Origin of the sequence: Streptomyces sp. TLI_185 (genome assembly GCF_003814765.1) — a bacterium.
Classification (GTDB): Bacteria; Actinomycetota; Actinomycetes; order Streptomycetales; family Streptomycetaceae; genus Streptomyces.
Window position 1 is genome coordinate 1,538,630 of the sequence record NZ_RKRB01000001.1, and the last position, 19,181, is coordinate 1,557,810.

General features: G+C 68.7%; 12 protein-coding genes and 2 pseudogenes. 7 read left to right on the forward strand and 7 right to left on the reverse strand.

Annotation, left to right across the window (positions count from 1 at the left end):
- Nucleotides 1-673 precede the first annotated feature (673 nt).
- The 4 genes and pseudogenes from repSA to EDD92_RS06935 form a co-directional block, all read right to left on the reverse strand.
- Nucleotides 674-1,812 (reverse strand): annotated as a pseudogene (gene repSA / locus EDD92_RS06920) (replication initiator protein RepSA); the annotation flags it as partial.
- Nucleotides 1,805-2,149 (reverse strand): ASCH domain-containing protein, encoded by a 345-nt coding sequence (locus tag EDD92_RS06925; protein WP_123963486.1) that lies wholly within the window; start codon nucleotides 2,147-2,149, stop codon nucleotides 1,805-1,807. The pseudogene repSA and the gene EDD92_RS06925, both read right to left, overlap by 8 nt.
- On the reverse strand, nucleotides 2,149-2,445 hold the full coding sequence (locus EDD92_RS50970) for a DNA cytosine methyltransferase (protein WP_260326381.1): 297 nt from the start codon (nucleotides 2,443-2,445) through the stop codon (nucleotides 2,149-2,151). The genes EDD92_RS06925 and EDD92_RS50970 overlap by 1 nt, the downstream gene beginning before the upstream one ends.
- A pseudogene (locus tag EDD92_RS06935) lies at nucleotides 2,385-2,573 on the reverse strand (transposase); the annotation flags it as partial. The gene EDD92_RS50970 and the pseudogene EDD92_RS06935, both read right to left, overlap by 61 nt.
- A 609-nt stretch (nucleotides 2,574-3,182) precedes the next feature.
- Between EDD92_RS06935 and EDD92_RS06940 the strand changes: the two are divergent.
- A complete protein-coding gene (locus EDD92_RS06940) occupies nucleotides 3,183-4,292 on the forward strand; it encodes an SGNH/GDSL hydrolase family protein (RefSeq protein ID WP_123963488.1) in 1,110 nt (369 codons plus the stop codon).
- A gap of 237 nt (nucleotides 4,293-4,529) precedes the next feature.
- Entirely contained in the window at nucleotides 4,530-5,891 is a 1,362-nt protein-coding gene (locus EDD92_RS06945) for a cyclopropane-fatty-acyl-phospholipid synthase family protein (protein ID WP_123963489.1), read from the forward strand.
- A gap of 388 nt (nucleotides 5,892-6,279) precedes the next feature.
- Here EDD92_RS06945 and EDD92_RS06950 read toward each other — a convergent pair whose 3' ends face one another.
- Nucleotides 6,280-7,881, reverse strand: coding sequence for an alpha/beta hydrolase (locus EDD92_RS06950; RefSeq protein ID WP_260326382.1), 1,602 nt, complete (start codon nucleotides 7,879-7,881; stop codon nucleotides 6,280-6,282).
- 976 nt (nucleotides 7,882-8,857) lie between these two features.
- On the opposite strand from EDD92_RS06950, the gene tcmP reads away from it, so the two are divergent.
- The 5 genes from tcmP to EDD92_RS06975 all read left to right on the forward strand — a co-directional run bounded on the left by tcmP (nucleotide 8,858) and on the right by EDD92_RS06975 (nucleotide 15,807).
- Complete coding sequence (tcmP, locus tag EDD92_RS06960) at nucleotides 8,858-9,541, forward strand: three-Cys-motif partner protein TcmP (protein ID WP_260326383.1); 684 nt, start codon at nucleotides 8,858-8,860, stop codon at nucleotides 9,539-9,541.
- Nucleotides 9,538-9,894 (forward strand): hypothetical protein, encoded by a 357-nt coding sequence (locus tag EDD92_RS50975; protein WP_260326384.1) that lies wholly within the window; start codon nucleotides 9,538-9,540, stop codon nucleotides 9,892-9,894. The genes tcmP and EDD92_RS50975 overlap by 4 nt, the downstream gene beginning before the upstream one ends.
- Nucleotides 9,895-10,250: 356 nt before the next feature.
- On the forward strand, nucleotides 10,251-12,560 hold the full coding sequence (locus EDD92_RS06965; RefSeq protein WP_123963491.1) for a beta-L-arabinofuranosidase domain-containing protein: 2,310 nt from the start codon (nucleotides 10,251-10,253) through the stop codon (nucleotides 12,558-12,560).
- 99 nt (nucleotides 12,561-12,659) lie between these two features.
- Nucleotides 12,660-14,078: a non-reducing end alpha-L-arabinofuranosidase family hydrolase gene (locus EDD92_RS06970; RefSeq protein WP_123963492.1), complete on the forward strand. Its 1,419-nt coding sequence runs from the start codon at nucleotides 12,660-12,662 to the stop codon at nucleotides 14,076-14,078.
- 82 nt (nucleotides 14,079-14,160) lie between these two features.
- Entirely contained in the window at nucleotides 14,161-15,807 is a 1,647-nt protein-coding gene (locus tag EDD92_RS06975; RefSeq protein WP_123963493.1) for an RICIN domain-containing protein, read from the forward strand.
- Nucleotides 15,808-15,969: 162 nt separating this feature from the next.
- On the opposite strand, the gene EDD92_RS06980 is transcribed toward EDD92_RS06975, so the two are convergent.
- Entirely contained in the window at nucleotides 15,970-17,352 is a 1,383-nt protein-coding gene (locus EDD92_RS06980) for a RodZ domain-containing protein (protein WP_123963494.1), read from the reverse strand.
- A 133-nt stretch (nucleotides 17,353-17,485) separates the two neighbouring features.
- The gene (locus tag EDD92_RS06985) at nucleotides 17,486-18,865 is read right to left on the reverse strand and encodes a DEAD/DEAH box helicase (protein ID WP_260327287.1); all 1,380 of its coding nucleotides are present in this window, start codon (nucleotides 18,863-18,865) and stop codon (nucleotides 17,486-17,488) included.
- Between the last annotated feature and the right edge of the window lie 316 nt (nucleotides 18,866-19,181).

Sequence of the window (19,181 nt, forward strand, 5' to 3'; positions counted from 1 at the left end):
CGAACCGTTCGATGTGTGCACGGAGGGTCCGCACGAACTGGGGTGGGATGGGCACTGGCCGGGTGGCCGTAGCCGCACGGCGCTTGAGCGAGTGCACCTCGTGTACAGCGCCGTCGTCCGTCCATCCCTTGCCCGCGGTGACCACACCGCCCGACAGATTGAGCATCCCCCACCCAGTCTCCGGCAGATGGCACTGTTCGAGGCGGAGGTGAATGACCTCTGCCAGCCGCATCGCCGCGTAGTACATGCAGCCGAAGAACGCCTCAAGGTGAGGGCCTCGCCCAGGGTGCTGAGCAACCGCCGCGAGCAGCCGGGCCATCTGGGCTGGGTTGGGAACGGAAGCCGGGTCTACCTCCTCGTTGACCGGCGGAGCGTTCCACCTGAGCCCGTTGAGCGGGTTCTCCGTGAAGAATCCTCTCTCCACTGCCGTGTTGAGCACCTCGTTGAACGCAGCCCTCTTGCGCCGTGCCGTCTTGGCCGCAGCAGCCTTGCCATCCAGCTTGCGACACAGTGCGTCCAGTGCCCGTCGCAGCACATCGGCTTCCGCAAGAGCGCTGACCGGTAGGGAGTTCCGCTTCATCCAGTCGAGAGCCTTCCGCCACTCCTCCGTCGGCTCTTGGGACCAGGCGTTCTTGTTGAATGCCCACGCAGGACCGAGACCGGCCCTGACGGCAAGAGTGGTGGAGTAGCGGCGTGACTTGGTGGAGAAGTGGCCGCGGAAGCCGAGCATGTGGGCCCAGGCCCACAGCCGCCGGTCGGGGTAGAGCGGGTCGAGGTCGCGGCATGCGGAGATCAGGCGGCGGGCGTGGTCGGGGACGTGGTGGCGGTCGAGTTCGGCGAGTTCGCCGATGCGGCGGTCGAGGGTGCCGGTGTTCTCGGCGGCTTTGGTGGCGTACTTGGCGACGTAGGAGGCGGCGGCCTGTTCGGTGAGGTCGGAGGCATCGCCGAAGGCCTTGACGGGACGGATGTCGAGTTCGCGGCCCCAGCGGAGGGTTCGGGCGGGTTGGTCGCCGGCCGCGGGAAGGCGGACGCTGGTGTAGGAGTGCCGGACCGCGGCCAGGATGGCGTCGGTGAGCAGGTCGATGTTCGCCCAGGAGGGCGGCGGGGAGTCGGATCCGTCGGGTCCGTCGAGGCGAATTACGGCGTGGAAGTGGATGGCGCCGCGTTTCTGGAACTCGGCGACCTTGCCGTAGGAGAGGCGGCAGGCCTCTTTGAGTGCGTGTTGGGTGAGGCCGGCGCGGGCGGCGATCTCTCGGCTCGGTCGGTTGGTGAAGCGCTGCCACAGGTCGCCGGCGTGGTTGTTGAACAGCACGGCGCCGGCGTAGTCGTAGCTGTCCGGGTCGGGGGAGGTGCCGAGGGCGGGATCGTCCTCGCGGTGGCGGCGTCCGCAGCGGCAGGCTCCGTGGTCGGGCCGGTTGTGGACCGGGCCGAACGAGGAGGCGGTGAGGGTGGCGAAGACCCGGGGGTGATCCCGGACGGCGGCGGGGATGTCGCGGCGGTCGTCACCGGCGAGTCCGGCGCGGATGAGGTGGTAGGTGTCGCCCGCGTAGGTCCAGGCGCAGGACGGGCAGCGGGAGGCGCGGCGATTGCCGCACGCGATACGGAGACGTCCACCCGGCTCTCCGTGGGTGGTGTAGTGGTGCAGGTTTCGCCGGTGGTCTTGTCGACGCGGGTGTTCCAGCCGGTCAGGTGGATGGAGTCGGCGCAGCCGCCGGTGCGGTGGATCTGGTGTTGCCAGCGGTCGAAGTCGGGGGCGGAGGCCACCCGCAGCAGGTCGCGGAGGGCGATCGGGGCGGTGAGCAGGTCAGGCACGGGCCGCCTCCCGCACCAGGTCGAGGAGGGCGGGGGTGGGGGTCCACAGGCCGCGGGCGCCGGGGCAGGAGACGGGGCGGGCGAGGCGGTGGACGTCGGCGAGGTGCCAGTGCCACTGCCCGGGGGCGGACCACAGGGTGCACATGCCGTCGTCTTGGTGGCAGTCGTCCAGGCGGGCCCAGCCAAGGATGGCGCCGGCGTGGATGAGGAGCCAGCCGCGGTAGTCGGTGGCCCAGCGGCGGTTTTCGATCCGCTTGGTGCCGTAGGCGATGCAGGACGCCCACGGTTGCCACAGGGTCAGGGCACACACCTCGGGACGCTCGGGGGCGGTGGTCATCAGAGGACCTCCAGGAGGGCGGTGGCGATCCACTGGGCGACGTTGGCGGGGACAGCGTTGCCTGCCTGTTTGGTTTGCTCGCCTCCACGGCCAAGGACGGTGTAGTCGTCGGTGAAGCGCTGGGCGCGCAGGTGCTCGCGCGGGGAGAGCATGCGGAAGTAGCAGTCATCGACCGCAAGTTCTTGCGGGGTGGTGTCGGTGCCGAGGACGAGTCCGGCGGATTCACGGGTGGCGCACGGTTGAGACGACGGAACTGCCGGCGTCCCGAGGAACGCTCGACGGGACTGACCCCGCACAGCGCGGCGAAGGGCGCCTCACTGTCCAGCCGTTCCGGGTTGTCCCCCACCGTGATCAGCAACGTGACCGCCGTGTCCGGACCGATCCCCACCGCGTCGAGCAACTGCGGGGCATGGCATTCCACGAGCCGCGCCGGGGGGCGCGGTCTGGATGACCCAGGACTTCTCCGGCTGACAACGGCCAAAGTGACGAGCAGAGTTGTTGCCCCAGGCGGGGAGTCATCCCTGCCATTGAGCCATACACCCGACGCGGCCACACTGCGCGGCGATCCCGGGACCGCCGCGCCTTGCTCACCGAGATCGTGACCGAGGACGACGTCCTCCGGCATCAGCTGGGGTCGGACCCTCTACACGATGACTCGCCCGCTCACCAGCCTGGCCCGTGCACATCGTCGATGAGCGGGGGCCGCCTGATATAGGCCGCCCGCCCAGCCGCACCCACGACAGCGAATTGATGGGATCATTTTGGCAGTTACATGTGTCAAGGGACCCATCACTTTGTCGGCCTTCCCGCAGCCAAGCCGGTGGCCAGCCCCCTAGATTGACGCCCGCACCCGAAATGAACCGGGCGGAACCCGCAATCTCATCGGCGGCATACATCCCATCTAGGCCTTTCAGAAAGGCCTTCTTCGGGTGCCCGGGAACCGTGGCGGCTGAGTTGCGCTGCTTCCCACCATGTCTCACCCCATGCTGTTCGGCATTTCGGACCCCCCAAACAACTGAAAGTGCACCAAGTGATGAGATTCCTCCAGCGTTTCGGCCCCGGACTGGCCATCTCTGCTGCGGCGATCGCGTTGAGCACGCCCGGACCGGCCATCGCCGACGAGGCGACCAACGGCAAGGACGCCACGTACTACATCTCGCTCGGCGACTCCCTGACCACGGGCTACCAGCCGGACGTCGACAAGGACACCGACCTCGCCTACACCGACCAGCTCTACGCGCAGCTCAAGCAGCGCACCCCCGGACTGAAGCACATACGCCTCGGCTGCACCGCTGAGACCACCGAGTCTCTGATCAAGGGCGGCAAGTGCGACTACCCGAACGCCAAGTCCCAACTGGACGCCGCCCTGCAGGCCTTGGCCCAGCACCGCGGCAAGGTCGCCTACGTGACCCTCAGCGTGGGCGCGAACGACATCCTCCTCAACTGCGTCGGCCCGGCCGGCACCCTCGACGGGGCGTGCCTGAACAGCCGGAGCCAGACCATGGCGAAGAACCTCGCCCAGATCGCGGGCACACTCCGCAAGGCGGGCACGAAGAACACCCAGTTCGTGGGCTCGACGTACTACAACCCGTTCCTGTCGACCTGGCTGCTCGGCGCCTCCGGTCAGCAGGCCGCCAAGGAGTCGGCGCCCCTGGTCGAGGCCACCAACACGGGCATCACCCAGGTGTACAAGTCCACCGGCTTCAAGGTGGCGGACGTGGCCGGGGCCTTCTCCTCGGACGACTTCACCACCCAGGTCAACATGCCCGGCGCGGGCGAGGTGCCGGCCAACGTGGCCAAGATCTGCCAGCTGACCTGGGCGTGCACGAAGAAGGACCCCCACCCCAACGCCGACGGCCACAAGCTGATCGCCGGCGCCTTCGCGGCGCAGCTCGCCGACAACGACGTGCCCGGTGCGAGTCCGTCCCCGACCCCCACCCCTGACGACTCGGCCACGCCCGAGCCCGGCACCAGCACGGGCAGCGACACGGGGGCGAACCAGCCGACCACGAACGGAGACCTCGCCGAAACCGGCGCGTCGAGCAGCACCCCCGTCCTCGCGGGTGCCGGTCTCGCCGTCGTGGCGGCCGGCAGCGCCGCGGTCTACTTCGCGCGCAGGCGCCGTACGACCAACGAGAGCTGACAGCCAGTCAGTAGATCCCGGACGGCAGCAGGCCGCCCGCGATGTCGCGGGCGGCCTGCTGCCCGGCTACGGACGACCGGGCAGCCCGGAGGGCGGGGCCGGCCCTGCTGCGCAAGGCACAGCGCGATGGGCACGGTCACACAAGGGTGTTCTCCATCCCCCGCTCCTACGCCCACCAGCTGCTGACCAATGTGGGGCCGGCGAAGAAGGCCGGCGTTTTCAACTGAGAGGTTTCACATGACCGAACCAGCCGCAGCAGTTCTGGCCCGCTTCAGTGAACAGGCGCTGGGTCTCCCCCTGCCCGTGGGAATCCGCCTCTGGGACGGCAGCACGGCCGGTCCCCAGGACGGGCCGGCCTTCGTCCTGCACAACCGCCAAGCCCTGCGGCGTCTGCTGTGGCGGCCCGGCGAACTGGGGCTTGCCCGCGCCTGGGTGGCCGGAGACCTCGAAGTCGACGGTGACCTGTACGAGTTGCTGAAGCGCATCTCGACGTTGCTGTGGGAACGGGAGGAGTCCGGCCGCCGCACGGCGGCGCTCCGCGGAGCGCTGAGCGTGCTGACCACACCCGGCAGCCTGGGTGCCGTGAGCCGGACGCTCGGCCTCGCGGGGGTCGGGCTCCCGCCGGCACCGCCCGCCGAGGAGGTGGTGCGCCGTCGCGGTCCCGCGCACAGCATGCGCCGTGACAAGGCGGCCGTCAGCCACCACTACGACGTGGGCAACGACTTCTACGCCCTGGTCCTGGGCCCCTCGCTCGTCTACTCCTGTGCCTACTGGCAGGGCGACCCGTCCTCCGGCTCCGACAACACTCTGGAGCAGGCCCAGGCGGCCAAACTGGACCTGGTCTGCCGCAAGCTCGCTCTGCGCAAAGGGCAGCGGCTGCTGGACGTGGGCTGCGGCTGGGGCTCGATGGCCATGCACGCGGCCGAACGCTACGGCGTACAGGTCGTAGGGGTCACCATCTCGGACGAGCAGGCGGCACTGGCTCGCGAGCGTGTTGCCACGGCGGGGCTTGAGCACCTGGTGGAGATCAGGGTGCAGGACTACCGCCAGATCGACGACTCCCCCTTCGACGCGATCTCCTCGATCGGTATGGCCGAGCACGTGGGCGGGAAGCGGTACCGAGAGTACGCGGACATCCTGCATCAACTGCTGAAGCCCGGCGGGAGATTGCTCAACCACCAGATATCGCGGCGTCCTGTGCGGGACGAAGGGAAGTACCGGATGGACCCCTTCATCGACCGGTACGTCTTCCCCGACGGCGAGCTGGCTCCCATGGGCTCCACCGTGTCGCTGCTGGAGGAAGCGGGCTTCGAGGTGCGCGACGTCGAGTCCCTGCGCGAGCACTATGCCCTCACGCTACGTGAGTGGGCGGCCAACCTCGAAGCGCACTGGGACGAGGCGGTCAAGCTGACCTCGCCCGGGCGGGCGCGGGTATGGCGCCTGTATATGGCGGCGTCGGCGGTCGGGTTCGAGACCAACACGATGGGCGTCAACCAGGTGCTGGCGGTCAGGACCGGCGGTGACGGCCGGTCCGGCATGCCGTTGCGCCGGGACTTCCTGGGGGTCTCGGCCTCGACCTCGACCTCGGCGCTCGCCTGACGAGGGCGTCGGTCCGGTGCCGGCGGTGGGTGGGACACGCCGCAGCCCGCCTGACGTGCTGCCTGCTGACACCGTCCTGCTCAACCGTCATGTCTGGACCGTGGACGCCCGCGACAGGATCCGGAAGACCGTCGCGATCCGCGCGGGCCGGATCGTTTGTGTCGGTACCGACGCCGGCGCGCGCCGGTACGTCGACGAGCAGACCGAGCTCGTCGATCTCGTAGGTGGTTGTCCTCCTCCAAGGTGTCGGTGATGCCGCGGAAGCAGCGACGGAGGCTGCGAGTTCGTGGGTAACGAGGACTGTGGCCCGTAGGCGCGGCCCGGCCGGAGTTCGGTTGGGCCGCGCCCCTGGCTCAGGTCCGGATCCGGGGAGTCCGCGCCATGCGCTTCACCGGTGTGTCCCCGTGCCCAGCAGGCCGGGGAGCGGATCGACGAGGTCGCCGGTCAGCGACTTCCGCTTGGCCGTGGGTTCGGTCGGCCAGACCGCGGGGCAGTGCGTGCCGGTGCGGGGGGTCTGCAGAGTGACGAGGTAGGTGTCGATGGCGTCCCGTGCGCACGGGCTCCGCCAGTAGTCACCGTGTCCGACACCGTCGTAGGTGAGGAACGCGGCCTCGCGGCCGAGTTGGCGGGCCACGTTGACGCCCCAGGGGTACGGTGTGGCCACGTCGTAGCGACTGTTGGTCACCAGGAGCTTCGGGGTGCCCTCGACCTGGAGCCCGCGCTGCGGGTTGGTCACCTTCGTCGGCCAGTTCTGGCAGCCGACCACGTCATCCCAGCCGATGGAGCTGAGACGGGTGACGGGGGCCAGGCGGGCCAGAGCGCGTTCATGGCGGGCCAGGGTGGCGTAGGACGGGAGGTTGAAGTCGTAGTCCTGGCACAACACCGGGTAGTAGGCGAACGGGGTCGGATCGCCGTGCTTCCCGACGGCCCGTGCCGCTGCGGGAGAAGCCGCGTCGATGTCCTTGAGCCTCTGAGCGAAATCGAACCAGGAGGACGGGGTGTACATGTTCCCGACCACGAGTTCCTGGAGGTCCACGGTGGTGGCCTTCTGGGGCGGGTCGCCCGGCAGGACCAGTTCACCGGCCTCCGCGCGCTTGTAGAGCGAGTCGAACAGTGCGCGAGCGTCCCGGTCGTGGATCGCGCAGGACGGCGTGCGGGCGCACCAGTCGGCGAACTGGCCGTACGACTCCTCTGCCGCGACCGTCTCGGTCTTCTGGTAGGACCACGGGCCCAGGCTGTGGTCCATGTTGGAGTCGAGGGTCATCGCGCGGATGCGGCTCGGGTAGAGCTCGGCGTACTGCTGGCCGATCAACGTGCCGTAGGAGACGCCGTAGTAGCTGATTCGCTGTTCGCCGAGGCCAGAGCGGATCGCGTCCATGTCGCGGACGACGCTCGCGGTGTCCATGTGGCCGACCAGCGGTCCCGTGAGGCGTCGGCAGTCTTCGCCGAGAGCGTGGTTCGCCTTGCGCAATGCAGCGAAGGAGGAGGCACTGTCCGGATGGATCGCGTTCCGCTGGGCGTTCAGGAGATCCTGGTCGCACGTCACGGGGTTGCTGCGGCCGACGCCACGTGGGTCGAAGCCCACGATGTCGAAACGCGCCCGCAGTTCGGGAGAGAAGGCGGCAGGCGCCTGGAACGCGAAGTCCACACCGGAGCCACCCGGGCCGCCGGGGTTGATCAGCAGCGAGCCGATCCGATGCTCGGGGTCGGTGGCGAGGTGGCGGGTCAGGGCTAGGTCGATGGTTGCGCCGTGGGGCCGCTTCCAGTTGACGGGCACCTTGATGGTGGCGCACTCGAACGTGGCCGAATCGCTCTTGCCGGAGGGCGGTTCGCAGGGCGTCCAGGCTATGCGCCCGGGTGACGTCTGCACGGACGGTGCGGCCGCGGCCGTCCCGGCGAGCAACTGGCCGAGCAGCGCGGTGGCGAGCGCTCCGACAGCCAGTCGTCTGCGCGTTTTAGCACGCGGCGACAGTGGGGGGTTGGATGGCACGGGTGTTCCTCCATGAATCAGGAGTTCACAGACGCAACACAGCATGGGCTCAACTAACCTGCAGTGCAAGGAAAATGATGTTGAATCAGACAGCGAGGGGAATCGAAGGGACGGTGCCCAGAGCGCTCCGGCGCACTGCCCCTGCAGGCTGTCTGTCCACATGGTCAGCAGGTGGTCAGGAGGCCGAAGTCCGTGTCCCCGGACATGGGGTTGAACCGCTGACTTGTACTGGCTGTAGTGGCGCGTGGTCCGGTTTGCTGCCCGTAGCGTGCTGCAGGGTGCCGCCGGAGTGGCTCGTGAACCGCTTGTCGAAGTCTGGCTCTCCCGGGGTGTGTTCTCCGTCCGGTGCCCGTCCGCGGCCTGACTCAACAGAGCCGTGATCCGGGCTTTCTCAGTTCCGGAAGTCGGCGTGTCGACCGTGGATTCCCCCGTCGTCCCGCCGATGAGGAGGCTTCTGGTGATCACACTGGGAATCGACCCGCACAAGGCCACGCACACCGCCACTGCAGTGGATCCAGCGACGCACCAACCGATTGCGACCATCCGAATCGACGCAACCCTTACTTGCGCGCGGCCGAACGCTATGTCGACGCCGGCGACATCGTCACCAGCGCGGGCGTGTCCGCCGGCCAGCAACGGCCAGGATGCGGCAGCGGCCCCTGGGGAGCTGGCTTCGGGAAGGCATGGGCGCCTGGCTTCAGGGCCTCGGCGAGCTGGGGCCGCAGCTCCTTCCCCATCATCACGCAGGCCCGCTCCCTGGGGAATCCGGCTGCCTGGGTGACAACACATTGATCATCGGGCACGCCCGTGACGGCGTGCTGGAAGAAGACGTGGCCGTCCGAACCGACCCGGAGTGCGGTAAGAGGCCATGGCTCCGGCATTTTCACGACGTAAGCCTCTTCGAGGCACCCCGCCAAGACCTGGCGCGCTGCAAGTGGGCCCGTGATCGACTCCGCCAGCCCCTGATCCGCCAGCCGTGTGGGAACGTGATCCGCACACGGCGGCCAAACATAACTTACTGCAGCAGTACTTGAAGGCATGGGCGCCGATTCTGATGTCACGGCACGACGTGATCAGCTATGCGGAAGGCTTCGCAGGGGCTGGCGTCTACAAACGGGGTGAGCCCGGCTCCCCCGTCATCGCCTACGAGGTCTTCGCCGACGCTCCGCACAGGCTTCCGAAACGTATGCGCGTGACCCTCGTGGAAGAGGACGCTCGGCGCGTCAAGGAATTACAGCATCAGATGGAGCTCGTCCGCTCCCGGCAGACGGACAGCATCCCCCAGCGAATGACCGTGGACATACGCCACGGAGACTTCCACCCGGCGCTCCCGCAGAAACTGCGAAACACCGGCGCGTTGGGCAAACCTCGGTTCGTCCTACTCGACAGCTTCGGTGGACCTGACATCCCTTTCTCACTTCTGCAGGAGTTGGGGCATCACCCCAGGACCGAAGTGATGGTGACCTTCGAGCCCGCCTTCCTCACACGGTTCGCCGAGAACCACGACGGCCACCGCCAACTCGGCGACGCCGCCTTCGGCAGCCAGCAGTGGCAAGCCGTATTCCAGCAGCTTTCCCCGCACAAGTTCACGTCCCTACGCGAGCAATACCGAGCGACGCTACGCCAGCCGGCTTCACACACACGCTGTACTTCGAAGTGAACGACGAGGGCAACAGGAAGCTCTACCTGATTTTCGGCACCCAGCACGAACTGGGCCTGGAGAAGATGAAGGACGCCATGTGGAAGGTGGACCCTTCCTACGGCGTCCGCTACCGCGACCCCAGAGACGAAAAAGGGCGCCTGACCCGGGCAGATGCCCGTCAGGCGCCCTTGCCGACGCGCTTGCGGGTCCGCTTCGACAGCAGCAACGGCACCGAAGCGCAGGCAGGGTGGGAACCGTCAACAGCTCGAGCCGACCTTGTCCGGCACTCGCACTCCTCGCACAGCCGCATGGTACATCCAATGTTTGGCCCGGCGTCAGGGGCGCCGGTCGGACACTCCCCTGACGAGTAGGCGAGTCAGGCACGGATTTTGTGTCGCAAGACTAGACACCGGACACCTTCATATCCGTTAATCCATCCCATGTGTCACTGGAGAGGACCGAGGGGTCCGAGACCTCTACGGCCCCCGGGCCTCCATGCCGAGCCGCGTTGCCGCCTTGCCCACGGTCGCCGACTCCGGGCGGGTTCCGACGATCGAACAGGACGAACCACCGTCCGGTTCAGTCTCAAGGGATCAGTCCGGCCTGGTGGCGGTATGGCGCCGCATCGGCAGCAGACAAGCCCGTGACGTGCTGCACCAGATCGCCGGACATGCGAGCCGCCCCATCACGACCAAGCAATCGTGATGCCGTCACCGAAAGGTGCAAGATGTCTTCGTCCGTCAGCAGACGGCGCCTCCTGCAGGTTGCGGGGGCCACCGCCGCCGCCTCAGCCACCGGATCCTTCATAGGCGCATCTCCCGCCCACGCGGCCATACCTCCCGCAAGGGCCGACATCGGGGTCTCCGCGCACCCCTTCGCACTCGACCAGGTCCGGCTCACCGCGAGCCGGTGGCTGGACAACCAGAACCGTACGCAGAACTACCTGCGGTTCGTCGATGTAGACCGGCTGCTGTACAACTTCCGCGCCAACCACAAGCTGTCCACCAACGGCGCGGCCGCGACCGGCGGCTGGGACGGGCCGACGTTTCCCTTCCGCACTCATGTCCAAGGGCACTTCCTCACGGCATGGTCACAGCTGTACGCCGTGACCGGGGACACCACTTGCCGGGACAAGGCCACCTACATGGTTGCGGAGTTGGCCAAATGCCAGGCCAACAACAGCGCCGCCGGTTTCAACGCCGGATACCTGTCCGGCTACCCCGAGTCCGACTTCACCGCTCTCGAGCAGCGGACCCTGACCAACGGCAACGTGCCGTACTACACCATCCACAAGACCCTCGCCGGCCTGCTGGACGTATGGCGCCACATCGGCAGCACACAGGCCCGGGACGTGCTGCTCGCCCTGGCGGGATGGGTCGACTGGCGCACCGGCCGGCTGAGCAGCCAGCAGATGCAGGCCCTGCTGCAAACCGAGTTCGGCGGCATGAACACCGTGCTGACCGATCTCTACCAGCAGACAGGCGACGCGCGATGGCTCACCGTCGCCCGGCGGTTCGACCACGCCGCGGTCTTCGACCCTCTGGCATCCAACCAGGACCAGCTCAGCGGTCTGCACGCCAACACCCAGGTACCCAAGTGGATCGGGGCCGCCCGGGAGTACAAGGCCACCGGCACGACCCGCTACCGGGACATCGCCACCAACGCCTGGAACATCTGCGTCACCTCGCACACCTACGCCATCGGCGGCAACAGCCAGGCGGAGCACTTCCGTGCCCCGAACGCCATCTCCGGCTACCTGAACAAGGACACCTGCGAAAGCTGCAACACCGTCAACATGCTCACCCTGACACGGGAGTTGTTCGCGCTGGACCCGAACCGGGCCGCGCTGTTCGACTTCTACGAGCGGGCGTGGCTGAACCAGATGATCGGCCAGCAGAACCCGGCCGACGACCACGGTCACGTCACCTACTTCACCCCGCTCAACCCGGGAGGCCGACGTGGTGTGGGCCCGGCGTGGGGCGGTGGCACCTGGAGCACCGACTACGGCACCTTCTGGTGCTGCCAGGGCACGGGCCTGGAGATGCACACCAGGCTCATGGACTCCGTCTACTTCCACAGTGACGACACGCTGATCGTGAACCTGTTCGTGCCCTCGGTGCTCAGCTGGTCGGAGCGCGGCATCACGGTCACCCAGACCACGTCGTACCCCGTCAGCGACACCACGACCCTGCAGGTCACCGGCAGCGTCGGCGGAACCTGGGCGATGCGCATCCGTATCCCGGGCTGGACCACCGGGGCCACCGTCAGCGTCAACGGCGTCGCGCAGAACATCACCACCACGCCCGGCAGTTACGCCACCCTGAGCCGCTCCTGGACCTCCGGCGACACCGTCACCGTCCGCCTGCCCATGCGGATCGTCATGCGAGCGGCCAACGACGACGCGAACGTCGCCGCGATCACCTACGGTCCCGTGGTTCTGTCCGGCAACTACGGTGACTCCTCGCTCAGTTCCCTCCCGACACTGAACACGTCGTCGATCAAACGGACCAGCAGCAGTTCGCTCGCCTTCACCGCCACCGCCAACGGCTCCACCGTCAACCTGGGCCCGTTCCACGACGCGCACGGCTACAACTACACCGTCTACTGGAACACAGCCGGTAATACCGTCCGTCTCGGCAACGTGGGCAGCGGTCTCGTGCTGGGCATCCAGAACATGTCCACGGCCGACGGTGGCCGCGCCCTGCAGTGGACCGACTCGGGCACCGCCGACCACAACTGGCAAATGATTACCGACGGAACCGCGGTCCGCTTCCGCAATGCCCACAGCGGCAAGGTGCTCGGCGTCCTGAACATGGCCACGACGGACGGCGCGACCGTCCTGCAGTGGTCGGACAACGGCACCGCCGACCACAGATGGACGCTCCTCGACCAGGGAGACGGCACCTACAAGATCCGCAACGAGAACAGCGGCAAGCTGCTCGCCATCGCGGACAACTCCACCGCCGTAGGCGCGTTCGCGGTCCAGGACTCGGACAACGGCACCGCCGACAACCGGTGGCGCATCTTGTCGAACTAGGTCTCTTGCGGAACTTGGCCGTTCTCGGCCCTCCAGCTTGCTCGACGCTTCGACCATCGTTCGGGATGCCGAACGCTACTCAAGGAATACGAGGTCCCCATGCGCAGACGTAGTTTCAGCCGCAGACGGATGTCTGTGGTGCTCGCCGCCGCGGTTGCGGTCCTGGTCTCGTTGGCGGCGCTGCTCGTCGCCGTCCCGGCTCAGGCGGCCACCAGCGGCACACTGCGCGGTGTCGGTTCCGGCCGGTGTCTCGATGTGCCGGGCGCCGGCCAGAGCGACGGCACGTTCCTGCAGATCTGGGACTGCAACGGCGCCAGCAACCAGCAGTGGACGCTGACGGACAGCAACCAGCTGACCGTGTACGGCAGCAAGTGCCTGGACGTCCCGGGCCACGCCACCACGGCCGGGACCAAGGTGGAGATCTGGTCCTGCAACGGCGGTGCGAACCAGCAGTGGCGGGTCAACGCCGACGGCACGGTCGTCGGCGTGGAGTCCGGGCTGTGCCTGGACGTCTCGGGCGCCGGCACGGCCAACGGCACGGCGGTGCAGCTGTGGAACTGCACCGGCGCGGGCAACCAGAAGTGGACCGGCCTGTCCGGCACGACCAACTCGTGTGCTCTTCCGTCGACGTACCGGTGGAGCTCGACCGGTCCGCTGGCGCAGCCGGCCAACGGGTGGTACTCGCTGAAGGACTTCACCACCACCACGTACAACGGCAAGCACCTGGTCTACGCGACGTACTCCGACGGAAACTGGCACTCGATGGGCTTCAGCCCCTTCACGAACTGGTCGGACATGGGCTCGGCCGGCCAGACCGCGATGAGCTCGTCCGCGGTGGCGCCCCAGCTGTTCTACTTCGCACCCAAGAACATCTGGGTGCTGGCCTCTCTGGGGTGGGGTACTCAGTGGCCCTTCACCTACCGCACGTCCAGCGACCCCACCAACCCCAACGGCTGGTCCGCACCGCAGCCGCTGTTCACCGGCAGCACCCCCACCGGCGGCCCGATCGACCCGACCCTGATCGCCGACGACCAGAACATGTACCTGTTCTTCGCCAATGACAACGGCAGCATCTTCAAGTCGACCCTGCCGATCGGGAACTTCCCGGGCAGCTTCGGCTCGTCGTACACCACGGTCATGAGCGACACGGTCAAGAACCTGTTCGAGGCACCGCAGGTCTACAAGGTCCAGGGCCAGAACCAGTACCTCATGATCGTCGAGGCGCGGGGCGCGACCGAGCAGCGCTTCTTCCGCTCCTTCACCGCCTCCAGCCTGAACGGCCCGTGGACCGCCCAGGCCGCCACCGAGTCCAACCCCTTCGCGGGCAAGGCCAACAGCGGTGCCACCTGGACCAACGACATCAGCCACGGCGACCTGGTCCGCAACAACCCCGACCAGACCATGACCGTCGACCCCTGCAACCTGCAGCTCCTCTACCAGGGCAGGTCCCCCAGCTCGGACGGCACTGCCTACGAGAAACTGCCGTACCGGCCCGGCCTCCTCACCCTGCAGCGCTGACCCGCACACACAAGCTTGTGACCGTGCCTGACAGGCACGGTCACAAGCGGCTTCCGCTCCATCTCCCAGGAAGGAACCTTCCGTGGTTCCCATACACAGACGACTGCTGCGTCTCGTCGCGGCCACCGCGCTGACGCTCACCGCCTGCGTCACCGCCTCCGCCGGCACGACCGCCGAGGCCGCGCCGGGCAGCCCCGCACTGACCCCGCCGCTGGGCTGGAACAGCTGGAACAGCTTCGGATGCGGTGTCAACGAGACACAGGTCCGCCAGGCCGCCGACGCGATGGTGTCCTCGGGTATGAAGGACGCCGGCTACCAGTACGTCGTCGTCGACGACTGCTGGTTCGACCCGCAGCGTGACAGTGCGGGCAACCTCCGGGCCGACCCGGCCAAGTTCCCCAGCGGGATGAAGGCGCTCGGGGACTACATCCACAGCAAGGGCCTGAAGTTCGGCATCTACGAGGCGCCCAACGAGCGCACGTGTGCACAGGGCGTGGGCACCTACCCCGGCTCCACCGGCAGCAAGGGCCACGAGACCCAGGACGCCACCACGTTCGCCTCCTGGGGCGTGGACTACCTCAAGTACGACTGGTGCTCCTCCAGCGGCACCCTGGACCAGCAGGTCGCCCAGTTCACACTCATGCGCGACGCGCTGCGCGCGACCGGCCGCCCGATCGTCTACAGCATCAACCCCAACAGCTTCCACGCCATCACCGGTGCCACCTACAACTGGGGCCAGGTCGCCGACCAGTGGCGGACGACCGAGGACCTGCTCGACATCTGGCAGAACGGCAACACCAACAGTTACCCGATGGGCGTCGGCAACGTCCTCGACATCGACGCGCCGCTGGCCGCTCAGTCGGGTCCGGGCCACTGGAACGACCCCGACATGCTGGTCGTCGGCCGCCCCGGCCTGTCACTGACCGAGTCCCGCTCCCACTTCGCCCTGTGGTCGCTGCTCTCGGCCCCCCTCATCGCGGGCAACGACATCCGCACCATGTCCGCCGACGTGAGCGCGATCCTGCGCAACCCCCGCCTGCTGGCGGTGAACCAGGACCGGCTGGGCGCGGGCGGACGCCGGGTGCGCGACGACGGCGACACCGAGGTGTTCGCCAAGCCCCTGTCCGACGGCTCGGTCGCGGTCGGCCTGTTCAACCGGGGAGGCGGCACGGCGACCATCACCACCACGGCCGCCCAAGTCGGCCTGTCGGGCGGGCCGTTCACCCTCACCGACCTGTGGACCGGCGGTACGTCGAGCACCTCCGGCCAGATATCGGCGAGCGTCCCGGCGCACGGTGTCGCCGTGTTCAAGGTGACGGGTGGCAGCCCGCTGGCCTCCACCACAGCACGCCTGCGCGGTACCGGCTCCGGCCGCTGTCTGGACGTGGATCGCGCCTCCACCGCGGCCGGGACGACGACGCTGCTCTGGGACTGCCACACTGCCGCCAACCAGCTGTGGACCACGTGGGCCGGCGGCGAGATCCGCGTCTACGGCGACAAGTGCCTCGACGCCTCCAACCAGGGCACCAGCAACGGCACGCCGGTCATCATCTGGCCCTGCAACGGCCAGGACAACCAGAAGTGGACCATGCAGGCCGACGGATCGATCCGCAACGTCCACGCCGGGCTGTGCCTGGACGCCCAGCAAGCAGGTACCGCCAACGGAACCCCGCTCATTCTGTGGACCTGCAGCGGCCAGAACAACCAGAAGTGGACCGCGCTCCCGTAACCCGCCACCCCTGCCGCGCAGGCAGATGACCGACCGGAAGAGGGGCAGTCCCACGGCAGCAGGCCAAGCTGCGGGGACTGCCCCTTCCCCCGGCCGGGACCGGGACTTCGAACGCCTCGCCGCAGTCACCGGCCAGGCGCTCCAGTGGCAGGTCACCTCCGCCTAGTCGTCTCTGCCGTAGGTGAGACGTTGGACCTGGCCGGCCTCGAAGTCGTCCGGGACCTCCTTGCCGTTGACCACAAGCCGGACGGCGGAGGCATCGCCAAGGACCAGGGTGATCCGGTCCTTGTCCGTGAAGTTCTTGGTCTCGCCGTTGTGCAGCAGTCCGTCGAACAGCACTCGGCCGTTGTGGTCCTTCGCCGAGATCCAGCTCTGACCGCTTTTGGCGGTCACCCCGACGGTGACCCGGTCCTTCGGGGCTGCGCTCACCCGGGACGATCCCGGCGTGGACGGCGGAGCGGAAGCCTGCGATGTGGACCGCCGGGTGTCCGAAGCGGTTACGGAGGGTCCGCCGCCCTTGTTGTCGTCCCCTTGCCGGGAGAGGGCGAGGAGGCCGCCCACCAGCGCGCTCGTCACGGCCGCGGCCACGATCAGCAGGGTGACCACGCGGCGCGTGCGGGAGCGTCCGGCCGGGGCGGGCCGCGGAGGCTCGTCGACGCGGCCGGGAGCGGCGAGAGGCACGACCGGAACGGGCGGCTCGACACGCGGCCGATCAGGCGTGGCGAGCGCGAGCGTGGTCGGCTCCGGGCTCGGGTCCGCACTGAGCGAGGCCAGGAGCGCCTCGGGCGTGGGACGGCCGGCCGGATCCTTGGACAGGCAGGCGGCGACCAGCGACCGCAACTGCTCCGGCAGCGCGGAGAGATCCGCGGGCTCGTGCACCGACCGGTACATCAGCCCCATGGGCGTGCCGGTGCCGAAGGCGCTGCCTCCGGCCGCCGCGACGAGCACGGCCCCGAGCGCGAACACATCGGCGGCACCGTCGACTTCGTCGCCCTGCGCCTGCTCGGGAGCGAGGTATCCGGGAGTGCCGAAGGCCGCTCCGGTGGCGGTCAGCCGGGTGGACTCCACGGCCCGCGCGATGCCGAAGTCGAGGACGCGTGGGCCGTCGTCGGCCATGATGATGTTGCCCGGCTTCAGATCCCGGTGTACGAGCCCGCAGGCGTGGACCGCTTGGAGCGCCTCGGCGAGCGCTGCCCCGAGGGACCTCAACTCCCCTTCGCCCATGGGATCTTGACGTCTGATCAGCTCTGCGAGCGTCGGTCCGGGGATGTACGCGGTCGCCAGCCAGGGTGCCTCCGCATCGGGATCGGCGTCCACGACCGGAGCCGTGTGGAAACCGCCGACTCTGCGGGCGGCCTCGACCTCTGCGCGGAACCGGTCGCGGAAGTGCGGGTCGGCCGCAAGCTCCGGGCGGGCCACCTTCACCGCGACGGCCCGACCGCCCCGTGACCGGGCAAGGTAGACCGTCCCCATACCGCCCGCGCCCAGCTCTCGCTCGACGGTGTAGACACCGATCCGCCGCGGCAGGTCCGCGTCGTTCTCCATCGCTTGCACGCCTCCCCCTGCGCACGGTCACCCGTGCGCGACGCAGGCCGGTGCACCCCGGCCGATCTTCGCTCCCGCGTATCCGCCCAGCAGCGTAGACGAAGACACGACCCGGCAGTCCCGGAAGCCGGGCTCAGCCGCCGCGCCGCACCCGGGCCGCCTTGCGCGCCTCCGCGAGCTTGCGGGCCTCGCTGCTCTTTCGGGACGGCCTGCCGCCTGAGCCGCTCTTCGCGTCCTTGGTGCTGCCCAGGCCGCGGAACGGGGCGTTGTGGTTCTTGGGGCGCGCTGCGGACGGCTCTGTGTCGAGCGGCTTTCCGGAGGGGACCTTGGCGCCGGTGATCCGGCTCAGCTCCGCCTCGCCGGACCGCACGGTGGTGACCTTGGCGGCGACGTCGGCATCCGCCATGACCTGGCTCGTCTCGCGGCGCTGTCCCGACAGGACGAGTGTCACGACGGTGCCGGAGCGGCCGGCCCGGGCCGTGCGGCCCGCGCGGTGGAGATAGTCCTTCGGGTCGGTGGCGGGGTCGACGTTGACCACGAGCTCGAGGTCGTCGACGTGCAGGCCGCGTGCCGCGACGTTCGTCGCCACCAGCGCGGTGACCTGCCCGTTCTTGAACTGGGCCAGGGTCCGGGTGCGCTGCGGCTGGGACTTCCCGCTGTGCAGGGCGGCGGCGGCCACGCCGCTGGCCCGCAGATGCCGGGTGAGCAGGTCGACGCCGTGCTTGGTGTCCAGGAACAGCAGGACGCGGCCGTCCCGTGCGGCGATCTCCGTCGTCACGGCGTACCGGTCCGGGCCGTGCACGACGAAGACGTGGTGCTCGATCGCGGAAACCGCGCTGGACGAGGGGTCCACGGAGTGGACGGCGGGGTCACGCAGATAGCGCTGCACCAGCTGGTCGACGTCGCGGTCGAGGGTGGCGGAGAACAACATCCGCTGCCCGTCCGGATGCACCTGGTCCAGGATCTCGGTGACCTGCGGAAGGAACCCCATGTCACACATCTGGTCGGCCTCGTCCAGGACCGTGATGCGCACCCGTCCCAGTCGGCAGCCCTTGCGCTCGATGAGGTCGTGCAGCCGACCGGGCGTGGCGACGACTATCTCGGCGCCGTCCCGCAGCGCGGCGGCCTGCCGTCCGATGGACACTCCGCCCACCACGGTCGCGAGCCGCAGCCGCAGCGCCTCGGCGTAAGGCGTGAGCGCCTCACCGACCTGCTGCGCCAGCTCCCTGGTGGGCACCAGCACGAGGGCCAGCGGCTCCTTGGGCTGCGCGCGCCGCCCGGCCGTCCGCGCGAGCATCCCCAGGCCGAAGGCGAGCGTCTTGCCGGATCCTGTACGGCCCCGGCCCAGGACGTCCCGTCCCGCGAGGGCGTTCGGCAGCGCCGCCGCCTGGATGGGGAAGGGCACCGTCACACCGCGCTCGTCGAGCACCCGCAGAACCTCGGCCGGCAGCCCCAGCTGAGCGAAGGACGACGCCGTGGGCAGCGCCGAAGTGGCGCCCGACGCCTCGGACACATCGTCCTGCTGCCGGGCATCGGCACGTGCTGATTCGCTCACAGAAAGCCTTCCTCCAAAGGGACCGTACCGAGGAAGGCGCGGCGAGGACGCGGCCACCGGTCAGGGACACCGAAGGGTGCACCGACACAGTGACGCTGCAAACGCGCAACGCTAGCACAGAGTATGCCGCCCGGGCCTCCCGTGGCCGCGCCGCTCAGCCGAGGAACGACAGCCGAACCCGCCGGCCCTTCCCTGGGCCTTTTGGACGCCCGGCCACCTCGACGGCAGCCGTCCGGACCCGGCCGCGGCCGTGGTGCTCGCCAATCGAGACGGC

Excerpts from the sequence above, each read along its gene's own strand:
- EDD92_RS06970 (WP_123963492.1), top strand. The coding sequence starts at position 12,660 with ATGCGCAGACGTAGTTTCAGCCGCAGACGGATGTCTGTGGTGCTCGCC.
- EDD92_RS06925 (WP_123963486.1), bottom strand. The coding sequence starts at position 2,149 with ATGACCACCGCCCCCGAGCGTCCCGAGGTGTGTGCCCTGACCCTGTGG.
- EDD92_RS06965 (WP_123963491.1), top strand. The coding sequence starts at position 10,251 with ATGTCTTCGTCCGTCAGCAGACGGCGCCTCCTGCAGGTTGCGGGGGCC.
- EDD92_RS06945 (WP_123963489.1), top strand. The coding sequence starts at position 4,530 with ATGACCGAACCAGCCGCAGCAGTTCTGGCCCGCTTCAGTGAACAGGCG.
- EDD92_RS06940 (WP_123963488.1), top strand. The coding sequence starts at position 3,183 with ATGAGATTCCTCCAGCGTTTCGGCCCCGGACTGGCCATCTCTGCTGCG.
- EDD92_RS06980 (WP_123963494.1), bottom strand. The coding sequence starts at position 17,352 with ATGGAGAACGACGCGGACCTGCCGCGGCGGATCGGTGTCTACACCGTC.